Genomic DNA, 12914 nt, shown 5'->3' with positions numbered 1-12914 from the left:
AAACAATTACATTATCAACTTTACATTAACTAAACAGCAAAAAAAGCCATCTATATCACTCCATAAAAGTGACCTAGATGGCTTTATTGTTTGAGTCGAATTTGACTCATACATAGCTTTGTTTAAATGCTGATTAACGAATTTCTTGGATTCTAGCAGCTTTACCACGTAAACTACGTAAGTAATATAATTTAGCACGACGTACTTTACCACGACGTTTAACTTCGATTTTTTCAATTTTTGGTGTGTGTAATGGGAATGTACGTTCCACGCCAACACCTGATGAAATTTTACGAACTGTAAACGTTTCAGAAACGCCACCGCCACGACGTTTAATTACAATGCCTTCGAATACTTGGATACGCTCACGAGTACCCTCAATGATACGTACGTGTACACGTAAAGTATCACCAGGACGGAAACTTGGTAAGTCTGTACGCAATTGTGATTTAGTTACTGCTTCGATTAATTTGTGATTTGTCATTATAAATTCTCCTCTTCAACCTATGTTCTTGCCTCGACAAATATATAGCAGCGGATCATAGTGATTTTTGTGTTTCCACACTCAGAATATGTTAGCACAATACTAACCTTTTTTCAATCCTATTTTATATCTTTCTAATATTTGCTTATCTTCATTAGTTAATGGATATTTTTCAATTAAGTCAGGTCTTTTATTATATGTGCGGATCAACTTTTGCTCATGTCTCCATGCATCAATATTGGCATGATTTCCAGACAATAAAACATCTGGAACTGTTAGACCCTTAAATTCACGCGGACGTGTATATTGCGGAAACTCTAATAACCCATCTGAAAATGAATCGTCTTGATGTGACTGTTCATTACCTAAAACACCTGGAATCAGTCTAACAATAGCATCAGTCATTGTCATTGCCGGTAACTCACCGCCAGTTAACACATAGTCACCCATTGATATTTCATCTGTGACAAGATGTGTTCGGATACGTTCATCGTAACCTTCATAATGTCCGCATATGAAAACGATGTGGTCAGCCTTGCTTAATTCAACAGCTTTCTGATGTGAAAATGGCTCGCCTTGTGGACACATTAAAATAACGCGTGTTTGTTCTGTGACATCTAAGTCTTCCATCGCATTAAAAACAGGTTCAGGCTTTAACACCATACCTTGTCCGCCACCATACGGATAATCATCTACTTGGTTGTGCTTGTTAATTGCATAATCTCTAAAATTAACCGTATTGATTTGTAATTTATTGTTTTCTTGGGCACGTTTCATAATTGAATGATTTAAAACACCATCAAACATTTCAGGAAATAAAGTTAAATAATCAATTTTCATTAATCCAACAATCCTTCCATTGGCGTGATGATAATTTTTTTATTTTCAACATCCACTTCTTTTACAACATCAGCAATATAAGGAATCAAATATTCTTTAGATCCTTTAATCACCCACACATCATTCGCACCTGTTTCAAATATATTAATTACACGACCTATTGGTGTTTCTTGATCATCAAAAACTGTACATCCTATAATATCTGAATAATAAAATTCATTTTCCTCAAGTACGATATCTTCATGATCACGCTCTTGATAAATAGAACTCCCTTTTAAATGCTCAATATCATTAATATTATTAATACCTTCAAATGTAAGCATATGAAGCCCTTTATGCACTCTATGTGACTTAACAGTATATTCAAGGTCGTTATTGTTATGCACAACTGTCAGCACTTGACCGGGTTGAAAACGAACGTCTGTAAAGTCTGAATTGGATTTTACTTTAATTTCACCTTTAATACCATGTGTGTTAACAATTTGACCAACTTCAACTCTCATTCTATTACCTCCAACTCTATGCTTTGAACACTTCTATTTTAATTGAAAATAATTCAAAGAAAAAGGGCACCATTATGGTACCCAATACGTTCTATATTACTAACATGTGATATTCCCAACGTATCATTGAGTAATAACTGTCAGTGTAAACGAGTTATTCTTATTGTTAGAACAATTTTACGCTAAATTACTTAGCTTTCTTTTGTTCGTCAAATTTTTTCATAATACCTTCTTTTGATAAGATATTGTGAACTGTATCAGTTGGTTTCGCACCATCATTTAACCATTTTAAAGCTAACGCTTCGTCAACTTTAATTTCTGGAGCATTAGCGCTCGTTGGGTTATAAGTACCGATTTGTTCGATGATACGTCCGTCACGTGGAGAACGAGCATCTGCTACTACGATACGATAGAATGGATTTCTTTTTGAACCTAAACGTGTTAAACGAATTTTAACTGCCATTTATAAAATCTCCTTTAAGTCATGTTTTAATTTTTATTTTCTACAAGAAATAATATTAACAGGTGTATGAATGTTTGTAAAGAGTTTTTTCTTTACCAGGAAAATTATTGAACCTTTTTCTTACAATAATAACTATGTGATTACTAAATTAGACTGTTAATAGGTTATAAAAATTCATAGTAGCCTTCACCACCTACGTGTTAAGTTAATTTATCTCGTAAGGACATGAATGGTACCACTTCTAACGCACATGTTCCACCAATATAACTTATTAATATTAGCAACAATAACCTCATGTTCTAGCAAATCCGCAATTTCAGTTTTTAATTATTATTGTGTATCTAAAAATATGCACCCCATAAAGTTATATTCTTTAGTATAACTTTCGGGATGCACATCTCATTGCAACAAAAATCAGCGTGTTATATTAAACATTAAAACGGTAAATTCATACCTTTTAACATATTTTGCATTTGATTGCGTTTACCTTTTTTACCTTTACCGCCACCAGTGAATTGTTTCATCATTTTCTTCATATCGTTAAATTGTTTCATCAAACGATTGACTTCTTGTAATGAACGACCAGACCCTTTAGCAATACGCTTTTTACGTGATACATTCAATGTGTCTGGATTGTTTCTTTCAGCCGGCGTCATTGACTGGATAATCGCTTTAATATGATCAATTTGCTTTTCACTCATATTAAGCTTATCTAGCCCTTTCATTTTATTCATACCTGGAATCATTTTCATAATATCATCCAGTGGTCCTAGATTTTTCACCTGATCAAGTTGTTCTAAAAAATCATCTAAAGTAAACGATGACTCACGCATCTTTTTCTCTAAATCTTTTGCTTTTTCTTGATCCACATCTTGTTGCGCTTTTTCAATTAAACTTAACACATCACCCATACCTAAAATACGTGATGCCATACGTTCAGGATGGAATAGCTCTAAACCATCTAACTTTTCACTCATACCAACAAATTTAATTGGTTTTTGTGTCACCGAACGAATAGATAAAGCTGCACCACCACGTGTATCACCATCTAATTTAGTTAAGGTAACACCTGTGACATCAAGTTGATCGTCAAAAGATTCTGCAACATTGACAGCATCTTGACCCGTCATTGAATCGACAACTAACATAATTTCGTTTGGTTTAGCAATTTCTTTTACTTCTTTTAATTCGTTCATCAATGCTTCATCGATGTGTAATCGACCTGCTGTATCAATGATTACAAAGTCTAAATGTTCTTCTTTAGCATGTTTTAATGCATTAGTTACAATTTGTTGTGGCTTTACTTGATCTCCTTCACTGTATACAGGAATATCAATTTGTTTCCCTACTGTTTGTAATTGATTTATCGCTGCTGGACGATAAATATCTGCTGCAACTAACATAGGTTTTTTGTTGTATTTTTTACGCATCAATAATGCTAATTTACCTGCAGTTGTTGTTTTACCAGCACCTTGTAAACCAACCATCATAACAACAGTAGGTGGTTTATTTGACATATTAATCGATGTATTTTCTCCACCCATCAACTTCGTTAATTCATCTTGAACTATTTTAATAACTTGTTGCCCTGGTGTTAATGATTGCATTACATCGGAACCTAATGCGCGTTCTGATACTGTTTTAATAAATTCTTTTACCACTTTAAAGTTTACGTCAGCCTCAAATAACGCTAATCTTACTTCACGCATCATTATCTTTATATCAGCTTCAGTAAGTTTACCCTTACCACGCATTTTTTGCATCGTCGCTTGCAGGCGTTCTGATAAGCCTTCAAATGCCATATCGATGTCCTCCCTCAATTTATATCTATTCTAAGTCTTCTAATTGTTGAATATAACGTTGTATTTGTTCTGGATTACTTAAATGTTGTTTCATTTCATCATATATTTCTCGGCGTTGCTCAAATTTCTGGTATAATTCCAATTTCTTTTCATAATCTTCAACTAAATCGCCAGTTCTTCTTATATTATCATAAACTGCTTGTCTACTCACATTAAAAGTATCTGCGATTTCACTTAAAGAATAATCTTCGAGATAAAATAATTCCAAATAATTACGTTGTTTATTCGTCAATAAGGATTGATAAAAATCAAACAAATAATTCATTCGTAACGTTTTAACTAAATCATTTTGCCCCATGATTATCGTCCTTTTCTTCTGTTACAATTTGATCATTTTCAACTGTTGTTATTTCGTCATTTTGTTCAATCATATCAGCGAATAAGCCGTAGACATAACTTTCAGGGTTAAATGGTTGTAAGTCATCTAATTGCTCACCTAAACCTACATATTTAACTGGAATGTGCAATTCATTACGAATGGCTAATACGATACCACCTTTGGCTGTACCATCTAATTTCGTTAATACAATACCTGTAACATTTGTTACTTCTTTAAAGTTTCTAGCTTGTGACAACGCATTCTGACCAGTTGTAGCATCTAAACATAGTAATGCTTCATGAGGCGCATCTGGCACTGCTCGATTAATTACACGCTTAACTTTTTCTAATTCTTGCATTAGATTTGTTTTATTTTGTAAACGTCCAGCGGTATCACAGATTAAAATATCAACACCTTTGTTTTTAGCGGCATTAATCGCATCATACATAACAGCAGCTGGATCAGAACCTTCACTTTGGCTAATTACATCTACACCAACACGTTCGCCCCAAACTTTCAATTGATCAATAGCACCCGCTCTAAAAGTATCGCCCGCAGCTAACATTACTTTTTTACCTTCCATTTTATATCGGTAAGCTAATTTTCCAATTGTTGTTGTTTTACCAACACCATTCACACCGACCATTAAAATGACATTTAAACGACCATCTTCTATGTTCATAGCTTCTGAATTATCATCTTCTTGATGGTAAATCTCTACGATTTTTTCAACAATGACTTCACGCAAATCTTCAGTATCTTGAATATTACGTCGTTGTGCTTCCATACGTAATTCTTCAGTTAACGTCATCACTGTATTAAAACCGACGTCTGCAGTGATTAACATTTCTTCTAAAGCTTCAAAAAAGTCTTCATCTACTTTACGATATCTCGCTATCAAATTATTTAATTGTTCTTGGAAATTTTGACGAGATTTTTCGAGTCCTGCTTTAAATTTAGCACCCATTTTTTGAGCTTCAATTTCTTCAAAATCTTCAATTGATATTAAGCCATCGTCATCAAAATCCGCTTCACTCAACTTGCGTGGCTTCTTTTTCACTTCAGCATTTTCTGCTAAATCATTTACGTCCTGCGTTGAACCTTCAGAATGTGTATCTTCTAATTTGTCTTGACCTTGTTCTTCTCTTAAGGATTTAACTTCTTCATTTTCTTTATTTGTTGCAAACTTATCTTTTAAGCGTTTAAAAAAGCTCATTATTGCTCCTCCTTCAACACATCATCTATTGTATTTAAATTCACACTCACAAGTTTAGTAACACCTGATTCTTGCATTGTTACACCGTATAACCTATCTGCAAATTCCATTGTTCCTTTACGGTGTGTAATAACAATGAATTGTGTTTCGTCTGATAACTCATTTAAATATTTTGCGTATCTAATAACATTTGCTTCATCTAGTGCAGCTTCAACCTCATCTAATATAACAAAAGGTGCAGATCTTACTTTTAAAATTGCAAATAGTAAAGCAATAGCAGTTAATGCACGCTCACCACCACTCAGTAACGATAAATGTTGCAACTTTTTACCCGGTGGTTGTACCACAATATCAATACCAGCTGTTAAATAATCGGCTTCAGTTAATTGCAATTCTGCATCGCCTCCACCAAACAATTGTTTGAACACAGCTGTAAAATGTCCTTGAATAGCATGGAAAGTTTCTTTAAATCTTTCAGTAACCTCTTGATCCATTTCACTTATAATTTGCTCTAATGTTTCTTTAGCTTTACGAAGATCTGTACGTTGTTCACTTAAAAATGTATAACGTTCATTTAACTCTTCAAATTGTTCAATTGCATTTAAGTTTACAGGACCTAGTTCATCAATCGACATCTTCATTAACTTAACTTTTTTACGTAATGCGTCAATCGATTCATCACTCGTATATTCAGATTTCGCACGTTCAACAGTCAATTGATATTCATCATTTAAATGATCTATCGCATGATGAATTAATACATCTAACTTTGATTGTTCAGCTTTAATATCTTGGTAGTGATTTTCGATAGCTAAAATATCTTGGTGACAAACTTGTAGTGTAGCTTCCTGCGCATCGATTTGTTCATTCAACTCAATACGTTGTTGTTTCAATTTATCTAATTCATCAGATAAGCGTGTTCTCGTTTCTTGTTGACCATTAATTTGATCTTTAATATTTTGAAAAGCTTGTTCGCCCATCACTTCATCCGAATTAAAGAATGCAATTTTTTCTTTAACATCTTTTAATTGATGTTTAGTTTGTTGACTTTGATTATTTAATCGATCTATTGTCTGTTGTTGTGTTTTAATACGCTCTTTAACCACAGCAAGATCAGATTGTTTCTGATGTAACGTTTGTTGTGTTTTAGTTACGCTTTCCTTACCTTCTTTAGAAAGTTTTGTGTAGCGTTCAATTTCATCTTCTAGTCGTTTTAAAGATGCTTTAATACTTTCTAAATGAGTTTCTTTTTCACTCAAAGTTTGTCGACTTTTGTCACTCGTATAACCATCATTTTTTTCAAATTCGAATTCTTCATGATCATTTTTTATTTGTGTTTCTTGTGTAGTTAATCTATCGAGCTCCATTTCAAAATGATGCACTTGCTCTTTAAGTGTATTATGCTTTTGACTTTTTTCAAAATACAGTTCACTTAATTGATCACTTTTTATCTTCAACTCTTTAAATTGTTGTTCAAATGATTCTGTTTGACGCAAGTAATCTTCTAATTGGTGTCTCATTGTTGTCAACTCGTCTTTTTGAGACAGAATACTTTTGGACTTACGAGCGCCACCACCAGTCATAGAACCACCAGGGTTTACAATATCACCTTCCAAAGTAACAATACGAGTTCGATATTTAATCGCACGTGCCAATTCATTTGCATGCTTTAAATGATCAACGATAATCGTATTACCTAATAAATTCCCGATAATATTTTGATATTCTGGTGCTACTTTCACTGCTTCCGAAGCAATACTAATAAATCCGTTTGCCTCTTTAGCAATAGATTTAATATCAGTCGCTACCACTCTACTCTGTATAACATTTAATGGTAAAAACGTCGCACGACCTAAATTACGTTCTTTTAAAAATTGAATAGCCTGGCGTCCATCTTTTTCTGAATCTACAATGACATGTTGTAATGAAGCACCTAATGCTGTTTCAATTGCCTGAGTTAATTTAGATGGCACATCAATAATTTCCGCAACTGCACCATGAATACCCTTTAATTCTTTATTTTTAGCTTTCAAAATATGTTTGACGCCATTGAAAAAATAAGTGTATTCTTCCTCTTGCGTTGCCAAACTATCAATACGTGTTTTCATTTTTTCGGTATATCGATATGCTTGATACAATTTCTCTTCGTATTCATTTTGTGCTTTTTTTGTATCAGTGAGATCTTTTTCTATATTTTTAATTTCTTTATCTACAGCAGAAAGTTCTTTGTTGGTCTGTTGATATTCTTTTTTTGTCGTTTTTATTTGACCCTGAATATCTTTCAATTGCTCAAAAACTTCAACTAATCGAGAATCTAGTCTTGATTTTTTAGCCTCATTCTCTTCTATAGTATGCTTTAAAAAACGAATATCATTGTTAACATCTGATTGCTCTGACATTAATGTATAGTATTCGTTTTTAATTTCTTCCAATTTTTCATCATGTGCTTCGTCTGAAACATATAGTTGTTCTTCAAGTTCACGAATGACAGCATTGAGTTCTTTTTGTTTACTTTTCAGAGACTTATAAGTATCTTGAGCTTCAGAAATCTCATTTGATATATTTTCTAAAAGCTCCATTAAATTTTCTTGTTCTTCTTCATATCGTGCATTTGTTTCAGATTGATTTTTCTTACGTTCTTCTAAAACATTTAATTGTCCCGTATATTTTTCAAAGGCTTCCGTAGCTTTTACTAATTGATAATTAAGCGATTCAACATCGTTATCAAGTTGATGTCGTTTACCTTTATATTGTTGAATTTGTTGGCTTAAACGTTGCTTGTCAGCTTCTTTATTTGCTTGTTGACCTTGTAAATCATTTAAACGTTGATCTAATTGTCTATTGTCATTTGTATATTGATCAATATCGTGCACTGTAACTACAATGTCACTATGTTTCATTTGATGTGAAAGTGTCTTATATTCTTTAGCTATAGCTGCCTCCTCTTTTAGAGGTTCTACGCGACCTTCCAAATCATATAAAATGTCTTCTACTCTCGTTAAATTATCTTCTGTTTGGTCAAGTTTATTTAATGATTCAGCCTTACGTTTTTTATATTTAAGTACACCAGCCGATTCTTCAATAATTTGACGTCTATCAATTGGTTTAGCATTTAGTATTTCATCAACTCTACCTTGCGAGATAATGCTATACGCTTCTTTTCCCAATCCAGAATCTAAAAATAAATCGGCAATATCTTTTAATCTTGCACGGTCATTATTTATGTAGTACTCACTTTCACCACTTCGATACAATCTTCTTGTTACAATAACTTCGTTTTCATCAACACTGAGCTTTTTAGAATGATTATCTAATCTTAACTGTACTTCAGCATAATTTTGAGCTTTGCGATGTTCTGCACCTGAGAAGATAATATCTTCCATTTTTGAGCCACGTAATGATTTAGCCGATTGTTCACCCAACACCCATTTAATAGCATCTGTAATATTACTTTTACCGCTTCCATTTGGACCAACAATTGCAGTTACACCTTTATCGAATTGAACATTGGTTTGATCTGCAAAAGACTTAAATCCAATGGCATCTATTGATTTTAAATAAACCATCCTAAACTCCTTATCACAATTTTAAAGAACACATGTATACGATATTTTAATATTTGTATATTAAATTTCGAAGTTGTTCCATAAAATATTAAAAATTCTTCCTTAAATCCTAAATCGAACACCTATATGTCGTATCATATAAATTTCTATTTAATTTGTTTTAATTGCTTATAGGCACTTTCAGCAGCACGTTGTTCTGATTCTTTTTTCGTTTTCCCTTTACCTTCAGCTATTGCTTCCCCTTGCAGAATAACTTCTGAAGTGAATAGACGATGATGTGCCGGTCCCTCTTCTTTTATTAAATTATAGGTTACATCACCTTTATTTTGCTGGTGCACATATTCTTGGAATTGTGTTTTAAAATCTACCACGCCTAATAACTCATTTTGTTCTACATGTGGGAAAATAACTTTCTCAGCAAATTTCCAAACTATATCTAGTCCTTGATCCAAATACAATGCCCCAATAAATGCTTCGAATGCATCTGATATTAATGATGGTCTTGTACGTCCCCCTGTTTTCTCTTCACCTTTACCAAGTAAAATCATTTCGTTCAATCCAATTTTATTCGCAAATATTACAAGTGAGGGCTCACATACAATAGTGGCACGCATTTTTGTTAAATTCCCTTCTGGCAAGTTGGGATGTTTATCAAATAAATATCGTGAAACCGTCAATTCTAATACCGCATCACCCAAAAACTCTAAACGCTCATTATGGTCTAAACGATTCATATTAAAATCATTAATAAAACTCGAATGCGAAAATGCTTGTTGGTATAAATCAATATTTTGATAAGTAAAGCCTAACTCTGTCATTTTAGTATCAAAGCGCTTTCTAAAACGATTAACTATCTCACTTTTCTTTTGTTTAGACATTATTTTATCTCCTTTATGTGTTGCTCTTGAATCATCTTTAATTTTACGTTAAAACTATTGATAATTAAAGAAAAAAACTGAGTCGACAATACTGACGACCCAGATGTAAGATTTATTATTTTTCAAGACTGTTAATAAATTTAACAGCATCACCAACAGTGTTGATTTTTTCAGCTTCTTCATCAGGAATTTCAGTACCAAACTCGTCTTCTAATTCCATTACTAATTCAGCGATATCAAGTGAGTCAGCGCCTAAATCATCTTTGAAAGATGCATCTTCAGTTACTTTATCAGCGTCTACACCTAAACGGTCAACGATGATATCTTTTACTTTATCGAAATTTTCCACGTCGATTCACCTCCTTTAAAAATGCCTATACATAGACTATTATATTTTCCCATTTTAAATTCTAAAAAACAAGTAGAAATTTTAGAAACACTTATCAATTTATTGATTAGTGTTTCTTATGCATGAGCTTTAGCTCAGGTGTACCTCTATCCCAGTTATCAATTTATTGATTACTGCGTCTTTATCTTGAGCTTTAGCTCAAGCGTTCCTCTAATCTTCTTATCAATTTATTGATTAGTGTTTCTTAGGGAGAAATTCTGGAACCTTATCTAGGTTGCTTAGAATTTCCCCCGCAAAGTTGACTAGGTCAGACAATTCTCCATTGGATGACCAGTCAACCACTGCGTCAATGAGCTTTAGCTCAAATATATTACATGTACATTCCACCATTTACATGGATTGTTTGACCTGTAATATATTTTGCTTTGTCTGATGCTAAGAACGCTACTGTATTAGCAATATCTGTGTCTTGACCAAAACGTGCTAACGGAATTTGAGTCAACATTTGTTCTTTAAGCTCATCACTTAAAGCATCTGTCATATCAGAAACAATAAAACCAGGTGCAACTGCATTTACAGTGATACCACGAGATGCTAATTCACGCGCCGCAGATTTAGTTAAACCAATAACACCTGCTTTTGTTGCAACATAGTTTGCTTGTCCCGGATTACCTACTGCTCCAACAACACTTGATAAATTGATGATAGCACCACTACGTTGTCTTAACATTTGTGGTGTTGCTTTTTGGATACAGTTAAATACACCTTTTAAGTTTGTGTCAATAACATCATCCCACTCTTGTTCTTTCATACGCATTAATAAATTATCGCGAGTAATACCTGCATTATTTACTAAAACATCTAAAGAACCAAATTGGCTAACTACTTCTTTAATCATTGCTTTAACTTCATCAGCATCGGCAACATTTGCTTGAATCGCAAAACTGTCAACACCTTTAGCTTTGATTTCTTCGACTACTGCTTCAGCTTTCTCTTTGCTGCCTGCATAGTTTACTGCTACATTATATCCTTCTTCTGCTAATTGTAACGCAATACTACGTCCAATTCCTCTTGATGCACCTGTTACTAAAGCACTCTTAGTCATTTTCATTCCATCCTTTCACATCTTCTAAAGTTTGAATTGATGTTAACTTAACATCTCTATTTATTTTTTTAATTAAGCCAGATAAAACTTTTCCAGGACCAATTTCAATAAAATGATCAACACCTTGGTCTATTAGCCATTCTGTTGAGTTAATGAATTGTACTGGTGAATATAATTGCTTGACCATATTAGATTTAATTACTTCTTTGTCAGTTTCACCTTGCGCATTTACATTTTGAACTACAGGAAACTTAGCATCACGCCATTCAAATTGATTAATGTAACTTGAAAAATCTTCTTCAATCACTTTCATTAGCGATGAATGGAATGGTCCAGATACTGCTAAAGGCATGACACGTTTTGCACCTAATGATTTACCTTTTTCTACTAGCTCATCAATTAAAGCTTTGTGACCTGAAACAACAATTTGACCTGGGCAATTAATGTTTGCTGGTTCAATTATTTTGTCATCAGATGATAATGACTTACAAATTTCATCGACTTTATCAAAATCTAATCCCAATACTGCAGCCATGCTTCCTACACCAGTAGGAAATGCTTGCGCCATTAATTGACCACGTTTTCTAACAATTTTAACTGCATCTTCAAATGATAATACGTCAGCTGCAACTAAACTTGAATATTCACCTAAACTATGCCCCATAGTAAAATCAGGATTCAAATTTTTTAGCGCTGCTAATAATGCCGAACTATGCGTCAATAAAGCTGGTTGCGTGTTTTCAGTTTCACCCAATTTACCTTCTTCATCAGTAAACATTGTCTCTAAAATATCAAAGTCTAACGTCTTTGCTACTGAAGTTAAAATTTCAGTTGCTTGATCATTGTTATTAAACAAATCTTGTGCCATACCAACTTTTTGGGCACCTTGTCCCGGAAAAATAATTGCTGTTTTACTCATTTGATTCACCTACAGTCTCTTTCATTGTTTGTACAATATTTTGTTCTCCTGCGATTTTCGCTTGTCTAATTGCAGAATAAAAAGCTTTAGCATTTGAACTACCGTGTGCTTTAACTACAGTACCTTCCAATCCTAATAATACTGAACCACCGTATTCTGAGTAATCCATCTTTTTAGCGAATTCTGCTAAATCTTTCTTCAATATTGCACCTGCTAATTTATTTTTAGTACTACTCATAATCGTATCTTTTAACATTTTACCGATTGATTTTGCAGTACCTTCTAAATTTTTAAGGACCATGTTCCCAGTATAGCCATCGGTAACTACAACATCTGTATCGCCATCCATTAATGTCTTCGCTTCAATATTCCCAACAAAATTCAATGAATGATCTTGATTTAATAACTCA

Annotated in this window: 12 protein-coding genes and 1 pseudogene; all 13 read right to left on the bottom strand. The window is 33.4% G+C overall.

Annotated features, from left to right (window positions below; genetic code table 11):
• Nucleotides 1-133: 133 nt before the first annotated feature.
• Nucleotides 134-484, bottom strand: a complete 351-nt coding sequence (gene rplS, locus IDG60_RS14675; protein WP_000181402.1) for a 50S ribosomal protein L19 — start codon at nt 482-484, stop codon at nt 134-136.
• Nucleotides 485-586: 102 nt separating this feature from the next.
• On the bottom strand, nt 587-1324 hold the full coding sequence (trmD, locus tag IDG60_RS14670; RefSeq protein ID WP_000687330.1) for a tRNA (guanosine(37)-N1)-methyltransferase TrmD: 738 nt from the start codon (nt 1322-1324) through the stop codon (nt 587-589).
• The gene (gene rimM / locus IDG60_RS14665; protein WP_001261987.1) at nt 1324-1827 is read right to left on the bottom strand and encodes a ribosome maturation factor RimM; all 504 of its coding nucleotides are present in this window, start codon (nt 1825-1827) and stop codon (nt 1324-1326) included. The genes trmD and rimM overlap by 1 nt, the downstream gene beginning before the upstream one ends.
• Before the next feature lie 187 nt (nt 1828-2014).
• Nucleotides 2015-2290, bottom strand: coding sequence for a 30S ribosomal protein S16 (rpsP, locus tag IDG60_RS14660; protein WP_000268754.1), 276 nt, complete (start codon nt 2288-2290; stop codon nt 2015-2017).
• Nucleotides 2291-2724: 434 nt separating this feature from the next.
• Nucleotides 2725-4092, bottom strand: a complete 1368-nt coding sequence (gene ffh / locus IDG60_RS14655) for a signal recognition particle protein (RefSeq protein ID WP_000863468.1) — start codon at nt 4090-4092, stop codon at nt 2725-2727.
• A 25-nt stretch (nt 4093-4117) separates the two neighbouring features.
• Nucleotides 4118-4450, bottom strand: coding sequence for a putative DNA-binding protein (locus tag IDG60_RS14650; protein WP_000531320.1), 333 nt, complete (start codon nt 4448-4450; stop codon nt 4118-4120).
• The gene (gene ftsY / locus IDG60_RS14645) at nt 4437-5687 is read right to left on the bottom strand and encodes a signal recognition particle-docking protein FtsY (protein ID WP_000007678.1); all 1251 of its coding nucleotides are present in this window, start codon (nt 5685-5687) and stop codon (nt 4437-4439) included. Before ftsY ends, IDG60_RS14650 begins: the two co-directional genes overlap by 14 nt.
• Nucleotides 5687-9253, bottom strand: coding sequence for a chromosome segregation protein SMC (gene smc, locus IDG60_RS14640; protein ID WP_000262698.1), 3567 nt, complete (start codon nt 9251-9253; stop codon nt 5687-5689). The genes ftsY and smc overlap by 1 nt, the downstream gene beginning before the upstream one ends.
• 146 nt (nt 9254-9399) lie before the next feature.
• On the bottom strand, nt 9400-10131 hold the full coding sequence (rnc, locus tag IDG60_RS14635) for a ribonuclease III (protein WP_000043237.1): 732 nt from the start codon (nt 10129-10131) through the stop codon (nt 9400-9402).
• 115 nt (nt 10132-10246) lie between these two features.
• Nucleotides 10247-10480 carry an acyl carrier protein gene (locus tag IDG60_RS14630; RefSeq protein ID WP_000426914.1) on the bottom strand — a complete coding sequence of 78 codons (234 nt, stop codon included), beginning with the start codon at nt 10478-10480 and terminating at the stop codon, nt 10247-10249.
• Nucleotides 10481-10850: 370 nt separating this feature from the next.
• Entirely contained in the window at nt 10851-11585 is a 735-nt protein-coding gene (gene fabG / locus IDG60_RS14625; RefSeq protein ID WP_000167269.1) for a 3-oxoacyl-[acyl-carrier-protein] reductase, read from the bottom strand.
• Nucleotides 11578-12504, bottom strand: a complete 927-nt coding sequence (gene fabD, locus IDG60_RS14620) for an ACP S-malonyltransferase (protein ID WP_103182722.1) — start codon at nt 12502-12504, stop codon at nt 11578-11580. Before fabD ends, fabG begins: the two co-directional genes overlap by 8 nt.
• Nucleotides 12497-12914 (bottom strand): annotated as a pseudogene (locus tag IDG60_RS14615) (phosphate acyltransferase PlsX); the annotation flags it as partial. The gene fabD and the pseudogene IDG60_RS14615, both read right to left, overlap by 8 nt.

This window comes from Staphylococcus sp. EG-SA-2 (assembly GCF_017152085.1).
Note: the sequence above shows the minus strand (reverse complement) of the source record. Positions and strands in the feature narration are given on the sequence as shown.

Bases quoted from the DNA above. Each gene is read 5' to 3' on its own strand.
- rnc (WP_000043237.1), bottom strand. From the start codon at position 10,131: ATGTCTAAACAAAAGAAAAGTGAGATAGTTAATCGTTTTAGAAAGCGC.
- ffh (WP_000863468.1), bottom strand. From the start codon at position 4,092: ATGGCATTTGAAGGCTTATCAGAACGCCTGCAAGCGACGATGCAAAAA.
- smc (WP_000262698.1), bottom strand. From the start codon at position 9,253: ATGGTTTATTTAAAATCAATAGATGCCATTGGATTTAAGTCTTTTGCA.
- trmD (WP_000687330.1), bottom strand. From the start codon at position 1,324: ATGAAAATTGATTATTTAACTTTATTTCCTGAAATGTTTGATGGTGTT.
- fabG (WP_000167269.1), bottom strand. From the start codon at position 11,585: ATGACTAAGAGTGCTTTAGTAACAGGTGCATCAAGAGGAATTGGACGT.
- rplS (WP_000181402.1), bottom strand. From the start codon at position 484: ATGACAAATCACAAATTAATCGAAGCAGTAACTAAATCACAATTGCGT.
- IDG60_RS14650 (WP_000531320.1), bottom strand. From the start codon at position 4,450: ATGGGGCAAAATGATTTAGTTAAAACGTTACGAATGAATTATTTGTTT.
- ftsY (WP_000007678.1), bottom strand. From the start codon at position 5,687: ATGAGCTTTTTTAAACGCTTAAAAGATAAGTTTGCAACAAATAAAGAA.
- fabD (WP_103182722.1), bottom strand. From the start codon at position 12,504: ATGAGTAAAACAGCAATTATTTTTCCGGGACAAGGTGCCCAAAAAGTT.
- rpsP (WP_000268754.1), bottom strand. From the start codon at position 2,290: ATGGCAGTTAAAATTCGTTTAACACGTTTAGGTTCAAAAAGAAATCCA.
- rimM (WP_001261987.1), bottom strand. From the start codon at position 1,827: ATGAGAGTTGAAGTTGGTCAAATTGTTAACACACATGGTATTAAAGGT.